Source organism: Aeromonas ichthyocola, assembly GCF_046087985.1.
GTDB classification, from domain to species: Bacteria; Pseudomonadota; Gammaproteobacteria; order Enterobacterales; family Aeromonadaceae; genus Aeromonas; species Aeromonas rivipollensis.
In genome coordinates this window covers 300,399-317,103 of sequence record NZ_JBJSWH010000002.1, presented here as the reverse complement: position 1 = coordinate 317,103, position 16,705 = coordinate 300,399, and the positions used below count along the sequence as shown (strand labels likewise).

Genomic DNA, 16,705 nt, shown 5'->3' with positions numbered 1-16,705 from the left:
GGGCCTGCTCCCGCTTTCAAGTCCGGCGGCCCGGGTAAAAAAACAGGCTCCAATATGGAGCCTGTTTGCAGGGGCAGGAGGTCGGCATCAGGCCGGCTTGCCACCATTGGGCGGCGGCAGGGCCGGGCGGGACTCTATCTTCTGCTCGTCCCCTTGCCGGTTCTTGATGTGGACGTCCATCTGGTTGAACGCGATGTCGATGCCGTGTTCACGGAACAGTACGTCTATCCGGCGGTTCAGCTCATCGATGGCCGGGTTGCGATCCCCGAGCTCGCTCACGAAGAAGCGCAGCTCGTGATCCAGGGTGCTGGGGCCGAAGGTGAGGAAGTAGACGATGGGGGCAGGGTCCTTCAAGACCCGGCTGTTCTCCGTGGCCGCCTGCATCAACAGCTTGCGGGTCAGCTCCAGATCCGAACCATAGGCCACCCCGACCCGGGCGATGACCCGGGTGACGGTATCGGACAGGGACCAGTTGATCAGTCGCTCTATCATCAGCTGCTGGTTCGGGATGATCACCTCCTTGCGGTCGAAGTCGGTGAGGGTGGTCGAGCGGATGCGGATCTTGTTGACCGTGCCCGAGATGGTGCCAATGGTCACAGTATCCCCGATCCGTACCGGGCGCTCGAACAAGATGATGATGCCCGAGATGAAGTTGGAGACTATCTGCTGCATGCCAAAACCGATACCGACCGAGAGGCCGGCGGCCAGCCACTGCAGCTTCTCCCACTGGACCCCCAGCATGGCCAGCGCGGTGAGCGAGCCCATCCCGATCAGCACATAGTTGAGCATGGTGGTGAAGGCGTAGGCGGTGCCCTGGGCGAGGCGCAGCTTGGAGAGCACCAGCACCTCCAGCAGGCCTGGCAGGTTGCGGGCCAGCGACAGGGCAGCCCCGAACAGGAAGAGGCCGGTCAGCACATCGCTCAGGCTGATGGGATAGAGCACGGCGTTGGCACCTGTGCCCTCGCTCTTGTGCCACAGCACCACGCTGTCGAGGTAGGTGAAGACAGCGACCAGATCGGACCAGAGCCAGTAGAAGGCGACGCCGAACACCAGCAGCAGCATGATGCGGGTCAGGCGCAGGGACTGCTGGCTGACCTCTTCCAGATCCATGGGCTGCTCTTCGATGGCCTCGCCCCCTTCCGCATCTTCCGAAGGCTTGTGCTCGCGCTTGGCGACGGCGCGGCGGTAGGCCAGACGGCGGGCCGCCAGCTCCAGACCACGCAGGGCGGTGCGATAAACCAGGCTCCAGATGATGATGAGGTAGAAGGATTCGATCAGGCGACCGGTCAGCTTCAGGGCCGTGTAGTAGTAGCCGAGCGCCGCCAGCACCATCAGGGCCACAGGCGCCAGCGCCAGGGCGACTGCCGTCATGGTCTGCAGCATGCTGGCCTCGCCCTTGATGCGGGCGCGGGAGATGGGCAGCACCAGGTAGGCGGTCAGCCCCAGCAGCAGCATGGTCAGCGCCTGGCCGATGACGTCATTGCCGAGCGATGAGGGTTCCACCACCGCCTTGGTCGACAGCATGATGAGGGGCAGCAGGGGCAGCCAGAGGTAACGCATGCTGGTGCGCTTGGCCTGCAGCTCGTCCCGCGGGATGCGGAAGTGGCTCTCGCCAATGCCGCCGGGGCGCATCACCGACAGGTAGACGCTGAACACCAGGTAGCCCAGTGCCAGGTTCAGGGTGATCTGGAAGATGAGGCGCGGGCTCAGCAGGCCGCAATAGGCCAGCAGCAGGCCGGCGGCCAGGATGAAGAGGGTACCCGGCAGGCGCTGCAGCACGGTGTAGAGCAGGGCGCGCGGGGTGTGCCACTGGCTGTCTTGGCGGAAGCGGCCGAGATCCTTGGCGATCTTCTGCTGGCGCTTGACCAGGGTCGGACGTTTCCACAGCAGCAGGCCACCCACCAGCAGCAGCGGGAAGGCGAGCAGGGAGACCGCCAGCAGCATGTCGCCCCAGCCTTGCCAATCCGGCTTGAGCACCCAGTCGGAGACCTGCTTGTAGGCATGACCCGGCCAGTTGATGAACCACTTGCCATCGATGGGCTTGTTGCTGCTGACCCAGAAGATGTGCTGTTGCAGGGTGAATTCGATGGAGGCATAGATGCGCGTCAGCTGCTGCTGGGTGAGCTGCAGGCTGATGGCGTTGGTGAGCTGGGCATCCATCTGGCGGTTGAGCTGATCCAGCAGGCTGATGCGGGTATCGATCAGCTTGACCAGGTTAGCCTTGTCCTCTTCGCTGACGGTCTCCCTGCTGTTGGCGATCAGGTTGTCCAGATACTGGCCCTTCTGGAACAGCTGATCCCGTTGCTGGCTCAGTTCAAACTGGGCCAGGTGCAGGTCGGCTATCTGCTCTTCCAGGTTCTTCACCAGGGTGGAGGGGGCGGCCTCCAGCTGCTGGTAGAGCTGATAGAGGATGCGGGAGAGCAGCAGGTTGCCCTTGAGCATCTGCACCTGTTCGTTCAGGTTGCGCTCGGTCTGGGTGCCGCGCTCCAGCCAGCTCTTGGCCTGCAGGTTTTTCTGTGCGAGCAGGTTGAGGTTGGTGGTGGCGCTGATGAGCTGCTGGCTGAGCTGGTGGTTGATCTCCTGCTCTTTTTGCACCAGCGGGTTGTCCTGGGTGGCGACCAGTTCGCCGGTCTGCTCGGCGGCCTTCTCGGTGTCGCCGAGGCGCTTGGCGCTGCTCTGCTCCTGCAGGGCCTGCAGTTTTTGCTCTTCATGGGCGAGGCGCGCACTCTGGTAGTCGCGCTGCTTGACCGCCAGATCCTGCATGCTGGTGCGGTTGTCCAGATCCTTTTGCAGGTTGGCCAGTTGCAGGTCCAGCAACGCCAGCTCGGTATTGAGCTTCATCTTCTCGGCGCTGCTCACGCCATCCCCGGAGTTCAGGCGAGTGCGGATCTCCTGGCTGCGTTGATAGGCGCGGCTCATGTTGGCCTGGGCCCGCTCCGGCAGGGTTTGCAGGCTGGTGATCTGGCTGCCTATGGTGCCGAGGGCCTCCTGGGCATCCTGCATGTTGGCCAGCACTTCCGGCTGACGGCTCTCCAGCTCCGCCAGGCTCATGCTGGCGTATTCACTCTTGAGCTGCTCGGGACCCTTGTCCTGGGCCAGGGAGTCTATCTTGGCGCCTATCTCTTTCATTTCGCCGGGCAGGGAGCGTACCCGCTGTGTCAGCGCCTTGGCCTTGGCCTGCTCCTTCTCGATGCTGTCGAGCAGGGCTAAGGTATCGGTCAGCAACTTCTGATCCGCCTGCTGGCTGACGGTCAGGGTCTCTGACTTGCCGAGGGCATCGAGCGCCCGCTGTACCGTGGCGCGCTGGGGTAGATCCTGCGCCATGGCTTGGGGGGCGCAGAGGCTGATGAGTAAACAGAGCAGCGGCAACAGGGTGGCCGAGGCTCTTCTGAACTGTATTGAGGGCATAAAACGTCCGGGTGATTATGCGAGATTCGGGAGGTTTCCCACTGGGGGGAAATCCGCGTGGATTCTAGCACCGGCGCGAGAGAGGCAGCAGGGGGGAGAGATAAAAAAAACGGCGCCCCAAGGCGCCGTTTTATCGGTTCAAGACTGATTAGAGTACGTGAACGGAGGCGGTGTTGGTGGTACCGCTCGGTACCAGGGCACCGGAGACCATGACGACCACGTCACCCTTCAGGCCCATGCCGCTTTGCAGTGCCGCTTCTTTGCCGATGCGATAGAAATCGTCGGTAGAGGCGATGCTGTCAACCACGTGAGCAACCACACCCTTGGTCAGGACCAGCTGGGCAGCAGTTTTCTTGTTGGTGGTGATGGCCAGGATCCAGGCTTTCGGGAAGTACTTGCGAATGGCCTTGGCAGATTTGCCGCCTTCGGTGGCAACCACGATCAGCGGGGCATCCAGCTTCTCGGAGGTCTCGACGGCGCCTTTACAGACGGCTTCGGTGATGCGCAGCTTGTTGCTGTCGTTGGCAGCAGACAGGTTGGACGGCATCACGGCGTCGGTACGCTCGCAGATGGTGGCCATGATGGTCACGGCTTCCAGCGGGTACTTGCCCTTGGCGGATTCGCCAGACAGCATGACGGCGTCGGTACCATCCAGGATGGCGTTCGCCACGTCACCGGCTTCGGCGCGGGTCGGACGCGGGTTCTTGATCATGGAATCCAGCATCTGGGTGGCGGTGATGACCACTTTACGTGCCTTGTTGCACTTGGTGATGATCATCTTCTGGGCGAAGATCACTTCTTCAACCGGAATTTCCACACCCATGTCGCCACGAGCAACCATGATGCCGTCGGAGACAGCCAGGATGTCGTCGAAGTTGTCCAGGCCTTCCTGGTTTTCGATCTTGGAGATGATCTGGATGTTCTCGCCACCGTGGGCCTTCAGGTGCTCACGGATTTCCAGCACATCTTCTTTCTTGCGGATGAAGGAGGCGGCAACGAAGTCCACGCCCTGCTCGCAACCGAAGATGAGGTCACGCTTGTCTTTCTCGGCCAGGGCCGGCAGCTTGATGGAGACGCCCGGCAGGTTGACGCCCTTGTTCTCGCCCAGATCACCGTTGTTCAGCACCTTGCAGATGACTTCACGCTCGGTGATTTCGATGACGTCCAGACCGATCAGGCCGTCATCCACCAGGATGCGGTTGCCGACGCGCAGGTCGTTGGCGAAGCCGGCGTAGGTCACGGCGACTTTGTCCTTGTTGCCAACCACTGTCTGGTCGGTGGTGAAGGTGAAGGTCTGGCCGGCGACCAGAGAGACATCGTTGCCACCTTCCAGCTTCATGGTACGGATTTCCGGACCCTTGGTATCCAGCAGGATGGCTGCGTGCTTGCCGGTCTCGGCCATCACTTCACGCAGGTTGCGGATACGGGTGCCGTGCTCTTCGTAATCACCGTGAGAGAAGTTCAGGCGCATGACGTTCATGCCGGCGTCGAGCATCTTGCCGAGCATTTCTTTGGATTCGGTCTTGGGACCTATGGTGCAGACGATTTTGGTCTTTTTCATGTCAGTCTTCATGGTTAAGGAGTTTCCGCCGTGCAATATACACCAGTTTTTGGATACTTTTTATGATCCAGAAACAACGTTTTGAGCTAAAAACGCCTCAATTTGAAAGATAACGTTTTCGCTCACAGCTGATTTTAGGGGCTAAAATAATTGATTTTCCGCGAGTGAGGCCATTTGGTTCCCATTTCTCGCCCCCTCGATGGCCTGATCCCATGTAGTTAAATGACCAACAAGGGATGAGACCGTCAGCGAGGGAACCTGGGCCCCTTTCCCCCTCTGGCCGTCACCCAGTGTAGTCATTGGGCCGCCACAACGCAGGAGAGGCGTCAGCATCCGACCAGGCGCGTCGCCCATGCAGGCGGCGCGCCTGTTGCGCAGGCTTAGCCGAAGAACCAGTAACCGCGGTTGATGAGACGGGTGAGCAGCTGCAGGAAGCCGGCCTGATCGGCGAGTTCCACCATGTCGGCCTGGGTGATGATGTCCTTGTCGCACAAGAGGGAGATGGCGGCGGCGTCCTCGCTTGGCAGGGTCCAGGCCTCGCCGTCGATGTAGCAGCTACGGCTCTCGCCGCTGAACCAGACAGAGCGCAGGCCCGGCACCTTGATGGCGGGCTCGCCCTGGGTCAGCAGATCGGCCACTTCCTCGGCGCTGTAGTCAGGCTCCATGGGGCTCACGTCCAGATCGTGCTTGGCCTCGGAGATCATGGTGCCGAACCACTCCTTGAACAGGGTCTCGTCATCCAGAGCCTGTTGCATCAATTCCCGCAGGCGGTGCAGCTCATGGGGCTGGATCTCGCCGTGACGGGCGCGGGGCTTGAGGTCCCCATCGCCGTAACGCTCGGTGCGCAGATCGTTGTCGATCAGGTGATCGGCAAACGACGAGATGAGCGCCTTGGCGTCCGGTGCCCGGAAACCCACGGAGAAGTTCAGGGAGGGCTCGATGGCGTAGCCCTCGTGGGGGAATCCAGGCGGAATGTAGAGGATGTCGCCCGGCTCCATGATGGCGTCGATGATCGCCTCGAACGGCTCGCAGTGCAGCAGGGCGGCGTGGGCGGCAAACTCGTTGAGGGGATTGGCATCGCCGACCCGCCAGTGACGCTTGCCCTGGCCCTGGGTGATGAAGACATCGTAGTTGTCGATGTGGGGGCCGACACCGCCGTGAGGGGTGGAGAAGCTCACCATCACATCGTCAAAGCGCCAGCCCGGGATGAACTGGAACGGCAGCGCCAGCTCGTGCACCTCGGGGGCCCAGTGGTTGCAGGCCTGCACCAGCACAGTCCAGTTCTCTTCCCCCAGGTGATCATAAGACTCGAAGGGGCCGTGGGCAGCCTCCCACTTGCCGTCGAAACGGGTCACCAGGCGGGATTCGATGACCTCCTCCATGGCCAGGCCCGCCAGCTCGTCCGGGCTGATGGGATCCTGAAAGTCTTTGAAGCCACCCTTGATGAGGAGCGGGCGCTTCTGCCAGTAATGCTCGAGGAAGTGGGCGATATCCAGATTGAGTTCGTACATGGTGCTTCTCGTATCTTGTGAGAGATCTTGCCCAAACTTGGCTTGGGCAAGGGCTCTGAAATGGCCCGATAGGCTATGACGCTATCGAATGGGCCAAAATCAACGGGGGCCCTGCCGTCATGACAGAGCCCCCGCCGGTTCGGTTTAGCCGCTTACTTCAGCAGATCGACCAGGCGCTGGGCCTGACCGAGGTAGTTGGCCGGAGTCAGCTTCTTCAGTTCGACCTTGACGGCCTCGGGCAGTTCCAGGGTGTCGATGAAGGTACGCATCCCTTCGGCATCCACACGGCGACCACGGGTCAATTCCTTCAGCTTCTCGTAGGGCTTCTCGATGCCGTAGCGGCGCATCACTGTCTGGATGGGCTCGGCCAGCACTTCCCAGTTGGCGTCCAGATCGGCGGCCATGGCATCCGCGTTGGCTTCCAGCTTGGAGATGCCCTTGAGGGTCGCCTGATAGGCGATCAGGGAGTAACCCACGGCCACACCCAGGTTGCGCAGCACTGTGCTGTCGGTCAGATCACGCTGCCAGCGGGAGATGGGCAGCTTAGCTGCCAGGTGCTGGAACACGGCGTTGGCCAGCCCCAGGTTGCCTTCGGAGTTCTCGAAGTCGATGGGGTTGACCTTGTGCGGCATGGTGGAGGAGCCGATCTCGCCCGCCACAGTGCGCTGCTTGAAGTGACCCAGGGAGATGTAGCCCCACACATCGCGGTCGAAGTCGATCAGTATGGTGTTGAAGCGGGCCATGGCGTCGAACAGCTCGGCGATGTAGTCGTGGGGCTCGATCTGGGTGGTGTAGGGGTTCCAGGTCAGGCCGAGGGAAGTCACGAACTCCTCGGAGAACTGGTGCCAGTCCACTTCCGGGTAAGCGCTCACGTGGGCGTTGTAGTTGCCCACGGCGCCGTTGATCTTGCCGAGGATCTCCACCGCCATGATCTGCTTGTACTGGCGCTCCAGGCGATAGGCGACGTTGGCCATCTCCTTGCCCATGGTGCTCGGGGTGGCGGGCTGGCCGTGGGTGCGTGACAGCAGCGGCATGTCGCGGTACTCATGGGCCAGGCGCTTGAGCTCGCTGATCAACTTCTCGCAGTAAGGCTTGATGACCTGGTCGCGGGCGGTTTTCAGCATCAGACCGTGGGAGTTGTTGTTGATGTCTTCCGAGGTGCAGGCGAAGTGGATGAATTCGCTGACGGCGGCCAGCTCAGGGTTCACTTCCACTTTTTCTTTCAGGAAGTACTCCACCGCTTTCACATCATGGTTGGTGGTGCGCTCTATCTGCTTGATGCGCGCGGCGTCCGCTTCGTTGAAGTTCAGGACTATGTCGTCCAGCAGGGCGCTCGCGGCCGCACTCAGGGCAGGGACTTCCGGGATCCCGGCGTGGCTGGCCAGTTTTTGCAACCAGCGCACCTCGACTTCGACGCGAAAACGCAGCAGACCGAATTCGGAGAAGATGGGACGCAGGGCATCGGCCTTGTCGCCATAACGACCGTCAATCGGGGAAACAGCAGTCAGCGCGGACAGCTCCATGGGGTGAACTCCTGATGTGTGTGGGGGGTTAGAAACTTAAAAACGTTTGGCCAGTTCCACCATCTTCTTGCGAGCGAAGATGATCTGGGTACGGCTGCCGCCAAGCTGACGCCACAGCACGGCGGCACGGATGCCTGCCAGCAGCAGGGCGCGCACCTTGTGCTGCACCAGGGGCTGCTGCAGGAACAGCGGGGTGCCCGCTACCTGGATGCGCGGCCCTATGGGGCTGATGAGATCGCTGTAGATGCTCGCCATGTTGGCCAGGATCTGCTCGTCGAGCAGATCGAAATGCTGTTGCTGGCGGCCGATCTGTCCGATCCGCTCCCCCAGCATGTTGAGAATGTCCTTGCGCTTGGCCAGCTTGCGCTCCAGCGCAATCAGGCTCACCACGTAACGGGTCAGCTCGGCGTTCTTCTGGCTGCCGTCGGCCCCCAGCTGCTCCACCAGGGCGCGGTAGCCGTCGCGGATGGCGAGGTGGCTGCCGAACACTTCCAGCGGCTGCTTGGGATTGGTCACCAGCACGCTTTGCAGGCTCTCGCGCAGGGAGGCCTCGTCACAGCTGCCGTCACGGGCCACTTTTTGCACCAGATAGGCCGCCTGGCAGATGCCGGCGAAAGCCATTGTTCTGTCTTGGAATTTGTCGCTCACGTCTGCTGCCTTCTGTTAAGGATTCAAACCGGATGGCTGAAACGCTGTTCTATGATGCCGCCGCCCAGGCAGACTTCCCCGTCATAGAAGACGGCGGACTGGCCCGGGGTCACCGCAGCCTGTTTCTCGTCGAAGATGACCCTGATGGTCTCATCGTCGATGGGCTGGATCAGGCAGGGGATGTCTTGCTGGCGGTAACGGGTCTTGACGGTGCAGCGAAGCGGCGCCCGGATCGGGGTGCGATCCACCCAGTGCAATTGGCTGGCGATCAGGCCATCGGAGTAGAGGCGGGGATGCTCCCCCTGCGCCACTACCAAGGTGTTGCGCTCCACCTCTTTGTCCACCACGTACCAGGCCTCTTCGGTCGCATCCTTCATGCCGCCGATGCCGAGTCCCTTGCGCTGGCCCAGGGTGTGATACATCAGGCCCTGGTGCTCGCCTATCACTTTGCCGTCCACGGTTTCGATGGGGCCGGGCTGGGCGGGCAGGAACTTGGCCAGGAAGTCCTTGAACTTGCGCTCACCGATGAAGCAGATACCGGTGGAGTCCTTCTTCTTGGCGGTGATGAGCTCGAGCTGCTCGGCGATGCGGCGCACCTCCGGCTTCTCCAGATCCCCGACCGGGAACAGGCTCTGACCCACCTGGGCTTCGCTCAGGGTGTAGAGGAAGTAGCTCTGATCTTTGTTGTTGTCGAGACCGCGCAGCAGGCGCGGGCGGCCTGTGCTGTCGTCACGGCGCACATAGTGGCCGGTGGCGATGTAGGTGGCACCCAGCTCTTCGGCGGCAAACTCGAGGAACGCCTTGAACTTGATCTCCTTGTTGCACAGGATATCCGGGTTCGGCGTGCGCCCCGCCTTGTACTCTTCCAGGAAGTGCTCGAACACGTTGTCCCAGTACTCGGCAGCGAAGTTGATGGTGTGCAGCTTCATGCCCAGCTTGTCGCAGACGGCCTTGGCATCAGCCAAATCCTGGGAGGCGGAGCAGTACTCGTCCGTGTCGTCTTCTTCCCAGTTCTTCATGAACAAGCCTTCGACCTGATAACCCTGCTGCTGGAGCAGGTAGGCCGAGACGGAAGAATCCACGCCGCCGGACATGCCGACGATCACCTTGATTTGGCTGTTGTCTGTCATTAGTCGAAGTTACCAGTTCGTTTAAACGGGGCGTATTCTACCAGAGTTTTGCGCCCCCGGTCACATCTCCCTGCCGTCGTTCCCCTCGGGAGCCCTGCGGCGGGAAATCGTTTTTCTGTTTGTCGGCACCATGATGAAATAAATGGTGCCAAATGATCCTAAATGGCCTGTTCAGGAGCTGTCACGAGAGGTCGGAAGCTCGGTAAATAGCAGCGCAGGAACCGGAGTGTGTAAATACACATGAGCTTTCCTGATTACAAACAAGCGAGCAGCACATGAGCCTTGATCACGGCCTCGCAGCAAGATCGTGGCAGGTTCTCAAATAAAGGCCTTGAGCGCCGACAGGGGCAGGCGAGTGCCCCCCAGATAATCCTGGATGCACTGCCACACCAATGGGCTGCGCAGGGCCGGTTTGCACTCGGCTATCTCCTCCAGGGTGAGCCAGTGGCAGGCCAGCACATCGCCGTCAGGATCCTCTGGATGGTGCTGACCCGGCGCCTTTTCAAGGTCGAAGATGACGGCGGTGCGCACAAAGGTGGCCTCGCTGTCCGCCGGTTTGAACAGATAGACCCCGAGCCAGGCGCTGGGGGCGGCAGTCAGCCCAGTTTCCTCTTTCAGTTCGCGGCAGGCCGCCTCAATCAGGTTTTCCCCCGGCTCCACGTGGCCGGCGGGCTGGTTGAAGCGGCGCTGCCCCTTGATCTCCTCTTCCACCAGCAGGAAGCGACCCTGCCAGTGCACCAGGGCGGCCACCGTCAGGCGGGCGGGCAGGGGCGGGTGTTCGATCATGATGACTCCTTGTCGCCGGGATGACGGGCGGGTCGGCGGGCCGTGCCCTGGCCGCTGCTGCGGGGTTTGTTCTCGCCCGCCGTGGGTGATCCGGGTTTGCCCGTGCCGCGGGGCTTGTCCCGTTGCTGGGGCTGGCTCGCCCGGCGCGGCGTTTCGCCTGCCGGTTTGGCTGCGCTGCCACTCGCTCGGGGTGATGACGGCTGGCGCCTGGCCGGTGCCAGCTCGGGGGCGGGCAGGCTGCGGCTCTGGCCGGGTGCCAGACCGTCTTCTTGCCAGTTACCCAAGGTCCAGTCACCTATGGCGTAGCGGATGAGGCGCAAGGTGGGGTGGCCTATATGGGCCGTCATGCGCCTCACCTGGCGGTTGCGCCCCTCCACAATTTTTATCTCGAGCCAGCTGGTGGGGATCTCCTTGCGCATCCGTATGGGCGGGTTGCGTGGCCACAGCTCGGGTTCATCCATAATGCGCGCCCCGGCGGGCAGTGTCATGCCGTCGTTGAGCTCCACCCCGGCGCGCAGGGCGGCCAGTTTCTCTTCGTTCGGCATCCCTTCCACCTGTACCCAATAGGTCTTGGGGGTCTTCTCCCCCGGCTGGGTGAGGCGCGCCTGCAGCTTGCCGTCGTTGGTGAGCAGCAAGAGCCCCTCGCTGTCGCGGTCGAGCCGCCCTGCGGCATAGATGCCGGGCTCTTTGATGTAATCCTTGAGGGTTTCGCGCCCCGCCTCGTCGGTGAACTGGCAGAGCACCATGTAGGGCTTGTTCAGCAGCAAGAGCTTGCGATCTGCCGGTGCCACCTCTGGTTTTTGCCCCGCCACTCTGGCGTCGCTCGCCTGCCGGGTACCGGCCCGTGAGCGGGCAAGGCCGGGCTTGTGGGCCTCATCCTGTGTGGGGCGGCCAGAGGCGCTGGTGCGGCCGGAGAGGGAGAGGCGGGGACGGGCAGGTTTCATCGCATGCATACCAAAAACAGGGGATGCCGGAGTGTATCACGGAGGCGCCCGCCTTGGGTCATAGGGGTATAGAGGGAAAGGGTTTGGCAGACCCCCTCCCTGCCTCTCCTTCGCAGGAATAGGGGGCCGGGAGATTCAGCTCAGCAGGCTGTCGATGACGATGGCCTGGCGGGCGGGGGCCGAGCTTGCGTGCAGCAGCGCCGTGCTGACCACCTCGTTCATCAGGGCGCGGGCCAGCCGGGTGAGGGGGCGCAACTGCTCGGGGGCCAGAGCGGCCGGAATGGCCAGCAATATGATGGTCTGCACAGGCCCGAGTGCCGATCCCCAGTCGAGGGGCTCATCGCAGCCAAGCAGCGAGAGGGCGGGTTTGGTGATGGCGGGGCAGATCACATGGGGCATGGCCAGCCCTGGCCGGATGATGGTGGCGGCGAGTTGTTCCCGCGCTGCTATGGCCTGCTCCAGCGCGGCTCTGTCACTCACCCGCTCCCCTGGCAGCAGATCCACCAGGACCTGCAACGCCAGCGCCTTGTCGAGGGGCGCCGAGCTGTGGCCGAGCTGGGCGAGGGAAAAACCGTAGTCGGGCAGGGCGGCGGCGAGACGCTGCTCGGCCCGGGCCGAGGTGGCGGGGCGCCCCAGCGGCTGGCCCAGCTCCACGCACCAGCAGGTGAAGGCCATGTGGGCGAGCTCCGCATCCAGCCCTTCGATCAGCAGCTGGCAGAGATCCCCGGGCTGGGTGGCCAGGGTGAGCAGGGCGAGCTGGCTGCTCGCCTCTGCCCGCTGGCGACGGCTGATGTTGATGAAGAGGATCTGGGACTTGAACAGCCCGGCCAGTCGACAGAGCTGCTTGGCCTGGGTGATGGTCAAGCCCTGGTGGCAGCAGAAGGTGAGCTCGCGGCGGAGCATTCAGGCGCCGGGGGTGGCGGCTTTGAGCACGGCGGCGGCGTCCAGCAGCACGGACTCCAGGGATACCTGGCGCACTGTGCAGCCGAGGAAGCGCTCCTTCTGCTCTATCTCGATGTCGGAGGCGATGAGCACCAGATCCGCGCTGGCGATGTCCCGGGCGGTCAGCACGTTCTCCAGTCCCATGGCGCCCTGGGTCTCCACCTTGATTTTCAGTCCCAGCTTGTCGGCGGCGTTTTGCAGCGCCTCGGCGGCCATGTAGGTGTGGGCTATGCCGGTGGGGCAGGCGGTGACGGCGAGGATCTTCATGGGCTCTCTAGGCAAGTAGGGATGGGGCCACAAGATAGCGCCAAGCGCGCGGGTTTGCCAAAGGTGCGGGGTGAAAGTGGGATCTTGGCCGCCCTGTGGTGCCTGCGTGCACAGGGGATGGCAAGAGTGTGGATTCATCTGTTTCTGATGGGGCGACAATAAAAAACCGGCCCCACCAGAAGGCGGGGCCGGTTGCATTCAGTTAACGCGGGTTCAGGCGGACTGTGTGGCCAGCTCGGCGGCTTTCAGTTCCCGCTTGATACGGCGGATCTTGCGCTCCTCGGCCACGGCCACGCAGGCCATCAGCACCAGGCAGGCGGCGGCGGCCATGTCCAGCGCCGCGAAGGTGCCGGTCCAGCCGGTCAGGCCGAAGATGGGGGTGCCGTCGGCTATCATGCCCAGACCCAGCTTGGCGAAGCTGTCACCGATGAGGTAGGCGAAGGTCCCCTTGACGCCGTCGGCCACGCTGATGCCCTGTTTCGGCACGAAGCCCACGGCGGCCACGCCGATCAGCAGTTGCGGACCGAACACCAGGAAGCCCAGCAGGAAGAGGGAGCCCAGGAACATGAACTGGGTGGTGGCGTGCTGGTAGAGCCCCAGGGTGGCGATGATGAGCGCCAGTGCCACGCAGGCCACCAGACCACGGCGACCGTTCGCCAGATCCGAGAGGTAGCCCCACATCAGGGTACCGACCAGGGCGCCCACTTCGAAGAAGGTGAAGCCCTGGATGGCGACTTCCTTGGAGAAGCCGAGTTCCTGGTGGGCATAGACGGTAGACCACTGGTCGATGCCGATGCGCACCACGTAGAGGAAGATGTTGGCAAAGCAGAGCAGCCAGATCACCTTGTTCATCAGCACGTACTTCACGAAGATCTGACCCTTGGTCAACTTCTGCTCTTCGGTGGCGATATCTTCTTCGCTCGCGACTTCGTCAAACAGCTCCTCTACCTTGCCCAGACCATAGGCTTCCGGCGAGTCGCTGCCAAAACGCAGGCCGACGAAGCCGACGATGAGGGCGATGATGGAGGGGAAGATAAACATGCCGAGCACGTTGCCATCGAACAGGTAGTTGGCACCGAACAGCGCCACACCGGCCGCCCCGGCGCCGCCCACGTTGTGGGAGAGGTTCCACATGCCGAGGTAGGTGCCGCGTTTGTTGCGGGGAGTCCACTTGGTGATGGTGGAGTAGCTGCAAGAGCCACCACAGCTCTGGAAGAAGCCGCTCAGGGCATAGAAGAAGATCATGAAGTAGAGACTAAAACCCGTGCCCCCCATGCTGGCGCTGAAGCCCAGCATGCAGAGGGCGGAGAGGATCAGCATCAGCGGCAGGAACTGCTTGGTGTTCTTGCCGTCGGCATAGTAGGAGACGACCGTCTTGCCCACCCCGTAGGTGATGGAGAAGCCGAGGCCTATCATGCCGAGCTCGGTCATGGAGAGACCGTACTCCTGGATCATGTCGTTCTGGGCGATGTTGAAGTTCTTGCGGATCAGATACATGGTAAGATAGCCAATGAATACAACCAGATAAGATTGCATGAATGGCTTGAACCAGAGCTTGCGCCGGGCTTCGACCGGCAGGTCCAGGGTGGGGATCCGGACCTGTTCGAGCAGTTTAAACATCTTCGTTCATCCTCTGCGAGATAGACGCTATTCCCGCCGCGTTCCTCATTTGTGTATTGAACTCGTTCAATCTGTTATGGGAGGTCACGCCACGGGAAGGGCGACAGGAAGAGGGCGAACTGCAGAGCGCTCCCCTGTCGATTGAACCCATGCCCGAACGCACCATGGCGTGCCGGGTAACTACATCAGGTAGGTCGACTGTAAAGAGGCGGGCTGTGGATGGCGTGAGAGCCATGCCTAGGGGGATTAGGAAAATTTCCTAGTTTGGCGGCTTGTGGCCGTGAAGCGTGAAGGGGATCACAGAGTTTGCTCAAGAGCCCGAGAGCCTGGATGGGGGCGCCGCCGCAGGGGCAGGCGCCGTCAGGCTCGCAAAAAGGGGGCGAGCGCGCAAAAAACAAGGAGGCCACCCGGGGGTGGCCTACTGTCATCTCAAGTGCCTGTGGTGGACAAGGTTCAGGCGGCCTTGGCCAGTTCCACCTGGTCGGTTTTCTTCACTCGCAGTTTTTTCAGGGCAACCGCCACCACGCCGGTGACTATGGCGCCACAGATCATGCAGAGAAGCGCCAGCAGCGGCTTGTTGACCGCGCCCAGCAGGGCGACGATGGGACCACCGTGGGCGACGCTGTTGGTGATGCCAAACAGGAAGGCCATCACGGCGGCTGTCATGCTGCCCAGCACGTTGGCGGGAATGACGGCGAGCGGGTCACGGGCGGCGAACGGAATGGCGCCCTCGGAGATCCCCACCAGACCCATGGCACCGGCGGCCTTGCCCGCCTCGATTTCGGAGGCATCGAAGATGCCGAGCTTGCGGCCGAGCACGGTAGCGAGCGACATGCCGAGCGGCGCCGCCGGTATGGCGCAGGCCATGGCCCCCATGAACTGGGTCTGGCCGGAGGCAATCATGCCCACCGAGAACAGGAAGGCCACCTTGTTGACCGGGCCACCCATGTCGAAGCCCGCCATGCCCCCGAGCACTATGCCCAGCAGCACCAGGCTGCCGCCGCTCATGGAGAGCAGCATGGCGTTCAGACCAGTCATCATGTCGGCGATGGGCGCACCTATGATGAAGATGAAGACGGCGGCGATAAAGAGCGACCCGACGATGGGGGCGATCAGGATGGGCACCAGGGGCTGCACCATCTTGTGGTAGTGGCGGGTCGCTATCCAGCGCACCAGATAACCGACCAAGAGGCCTGCGATGATGGCACCGATAAAGCCGGTGCCGGCGTCGGCGCCGTAGAAGCTGCCGTTGTTGGCTATCCAGCCGCCGATAAAGCCCGGCGCCAGGGCGGGGCGATCACCGATGGCGTAGGCGATATAGCCCGCCAGAATGGGGATCATCAGGGTGAAGGCGGCGACGCCCACGTTGAGGATCTGGTTCCACATGCTCCCTGCCGGGATCTGCATGCCGCTCGGGGTCGGATCCCCGCCGATGGCGAGCGCCAGGGCGATCAGCAAACCACCCGTGACCACAAACGGGATCATATGGGAGACGCCGTTCATCAGGTAACGGTAGAGATCCGAGCTGCCGCCCGCGCTCTTCTCCTCGCTCTTGCGCTCATCCTTGTCCGCCACATAGGCGGGGGCCTTGAGGGCCTGCTCGATCAGTCCCTTGCCATCCTTGATGGGGGCCTTCACCCCGGTCTTGATGAGCGGCTTGCCGTTGAAGCGGGCCATGTCCACCTGCTTGTCACAGGCCACGACTATGGCGCTGGCGCGGGCAATCTCGGCAGCGGTCGGGCTGTTCTTGACGCCGATGGAGCCATTGGTCTCCACCTTCACCTCAAAGCCCAGCTCCTTGGCGGCACGCTCCAGGGATTCTGCCGCCAGATAGGTGTGGGCGATCCCGGCCGGGCAGCCGGTGACACCTATGATGAGGCCCTTGTCGGCGGCGGGGGCGGCTTGCTCCTCTCTCTTCTCAAGCAAGAGTGCCAGCGCGGCGGCGGGGCTCTTGGCCGCCAGCAGGGCGTCGATAAAGCCCTCTTCGATCAGCTTGGCGGAGAGCTCGGCCAGCACCTCGATATGGTGGTTGGCGCCGCCCGCCGGGGAGGCAATCATGAAGAACAGCCGGGACGGCTTGCCATCCTCGGCGCCGTAATCGATACCGCTGCGGCTGATGCCGATGGCCACCGCCGGAGTGCTCACCGCCGCGCTCTTGGCGTGGGGCAGGGCTACGCCTTCCTCGAAGCCGGTGTTGTCCAGCTCTTCCCGGGCCCACAAGTCCTTGATGAACTGCTGCTCGTCGCTGACCTTGCCTTGGGCGACCAGCAAGCGGGTCATCTCGCTGAAGACCTCCTCCTTGCGGCTGGCCTTTAAATCGAGCGCGATCAGTTGCTCGTTGATAAGGGTGGTGATCATGGCGTTC

Annotated in this window: 12 protein-coding genes; all 12 read right to left on the bottom strand. The window is 62.5% G+C overall.

Translation table 11 applies throughout. From position 1 onward, the window contains the following. Window positions 1-87: 87 nt before the first annotated feature. A complete protein-coding gene (gene mscK, locus ACF2JD_RS06130; protein WP_111910242.1) occupies window positions 88-3,408 on the bottom strand; it encodes a mechanosensitive channel MscK in 3,321 nt (1,106 codons plus the stop codon). 148 nt (window positions 3,409-3,556) lie between these two features. Continuing rightward, window positions 3,557-4,969 (bottom strand): pyruvate kinase PykF, encoded by a 1,413-nt coding sequence (pykF, locus tag ACF2JD_RS06125; protein WP_025327713.1) that lies wholly within the window; start codon window positions 4,967-4,969, stop codon window positions 3,557-3,559. A 380-nt stretch (window positions 4,970-5,349) separates the two neighbouring features. Beyond that, window positions 5,350-6,480, bottom strand: a complete 1,131-nt coding sequence (locus ACF2JD_RS06120) for a JmjC domain-containing protein (RefSeq protein WP_440987007.1) — start codon at window positions 6,478-6,480, stop codon at window positions 5,350-5,352. Window positions 6,481-6,632: 152 nt separating this feature from the next. After that, window positions 6,633-8,003: an adenylosuccinate lyase gene (gene purB / locus ACF2JD_RS06115; RefSeq protein WP_440987006.1), complete on the bottom strand. Its 1,371-nt coding sequence runs from the start codon at window positions 8,001-8,003 to the stop codon at window positions 6,633-6,635. Window positions 8,004-8,039: 36 nt separating this feature from the next. Further along, complete coding sequence (gene hflD / locus ACF2JD_RS06110) at window positions 8,040-8,651, bottom strand: high frequency lysogenization protein HflD (RefSeq protein ID WP_042653881.1); 612 nt, start codon at window positions 8,649-8,651, stop codon at window positions 8,040-8,042. 23 nt (window positions 8,652-8,674) lie between these two features. Next, window positions 8,675-9,781, bottom strand: coding sequence for a tRNA 2-thiouridine(34) synthase MnmA (mnmA, locus tag ACF2JD_RS06105; protein ID WP_106886237.1), 1,107 nt, complete (start codon window positions 9,779-9,781; stop codon window positions 8,675-8,677). A gap of 318 nt (window positions 9,782-10,099) precedes the next feature. Beyond that, window positions 10,100-10,567: an NUDIX hydrolase gene (locus ACF2JD_RS06100; RefSeq protein ID WP_163147872.1), complete on the bottom strand. Its 468-nt coding sequence runs from the start codon at window positions 10,565-10,567 to the stop codon at window positions 10,100-10,102. Beyond that, window positions 10,564-11,511 carry a pseudouridine synthase gene (locus tag ACF2JD_RS06095; protein ID WP_429165186.1) on the bottom strand — a complete coding sequence of 316 codons (948 nt, stop codon included), beginning with the start codon at window positions 11,509-11,511 and terminating at the stop codon, window positions 10,564-10,566. The genes ACF2JD_RS06100 and ACF2JD_RS06095 overlap by 4 nt, the downstream gene beginning before the upstream one ends. A 135-nt stretch (window positions 11,512-11,646) precedes the next feature. Next, window positions 11,647-12,414 carry a PTS sugar transporter subunit IIA gene (locus ACF2JD_RS06090; RefSeq protein ID WP_429165185.1) on the bottom strand — a complete coding sequence of 256 codons (768 nt, stop codon included), beginning with the start codon at window positions 12,412-12,414 and terminating at the stop codon, window positions 11,647-11,649. Then, a complete protein-coding gene (locus ACF2JD_RS06085) occupies window positions 12,415-12,720 on the bottom strand; it encodes a PTS fructose transporter subunit IIB (RefSeq protein WP_371158786.1) in 306 nt (101 codons plus the stop codon). 213 nt (window positions 12,721-12,933) lie between these two features. Next, a complete protein-coding gene (gene uhpT / locus ACF2JD_RS06080; RefSeq protein WP_106886242.1) occupies window positions 12,934-14,340 on the bottom strand; it encodes a hexose-6-phosphate:phosphate antiporter in 1,407 nt (468 codons plus the stop codon). Window positions 14,341-14,793: 453 nt separating this feature from the next. Next, window positions 14,794-16,698: a fructose-specific PTS transporter subunit EIIC gene (locus tag ACF2JD_RS06075; protein ID WP_440987005.1), complete on the bottom strand. Its 1,905-nt coding sequence runs from the start codon at window positions 16,696-16,698 to the stop codon at window positions 14,794-14,796. Window positions 16,699-16,705 lie beyond the last annotated feature (7 nt).

What these genes read in the sequence shown, in the direction of transcription:
- pykF (WP_025327713.1), bottom strand. Translation starts at nt 4,969, where the DNA reads ATGAAAAAGACCAAAATCGTCTGCACCATAGGTCCCAAGACCGAATCC.
- mscK (WP_111910242.1), bottom strand. Translation starts at nt 3,408, where the DNA reads ATGCCCTCAATACAGTTCAGAAGAGCCTCGGCCACCCTGTTGCCGCTG.
- ACF2JD_RS06085 (WP_371158786.1), bottom strand. Translation starts at nt 12,720, where the DNA reads ATGAAGATCCTCGCCGTCACCGCCTGCCCCACCGGCATAGCCCACACC.
- mnmA (WP_106886237.1), bottom strand. Translation starts at nt 9,781, where the DNA reads ATGACAGACAACAGCCAAATCAAGGTGATCGTCGGCATGTCCGGCGGC.
- ACF2JD_RS06100 (WP_163147872.1), bottom strand. Translation starts at nt 10,567, where the DNA reads ATGATCGAACACCCGCCCCTGCCCGCCCGCCTGACGGTGGCCGCCCTG.
- uhpT (WP_106886242.1), bottom strand. Translation starts at nt 14,340, where the DNA reads ATGTTTAAACTGCTCGAACAGGTCCGGATCCCCACCCTGGACCTGCCG.
- ACF2JD_RS06120 (WP_440987007.1), bottom strand. Translation starts at nt 6,480, where the DNA reads ATGTACGAACTCAATCTGGATATCGCCCACTTCCTCGAGCATTACTGG.
- ACF2JD_RS06090 (WP_429165185.1), bottom strand. Translation starts at nt 12,414, where the DNA reads ATGCTCCGCCGCGAGCTCACCTTCTGCTGCCACCAGGGCTTGACCATC.
- purB (WP_440987006.1), bottom strand. Translation starts at nt 8,003, where the DNA reads ATGGAGCTGTCCGCGCTGACTGCTGTTTCCCCGATTGACGGTCGTTAT.
- ACF2JD_RS06095 (WP_429165186.1), bottom strand. Translation starts at nt 11,511, where the DNA reads ATGAAACCTGCCCGTCCCCGCCTCTCCCTCTCCGGCCGCACCAGCGCC.
- ACF2JD_RS06075 (WP_440987005.1), bottom strand. Translation starts at nt 16,698, where the DNA reads ATGATCACCACCCTTATCAACGAGCAACTGATCGCGCTCGATTTAAAG.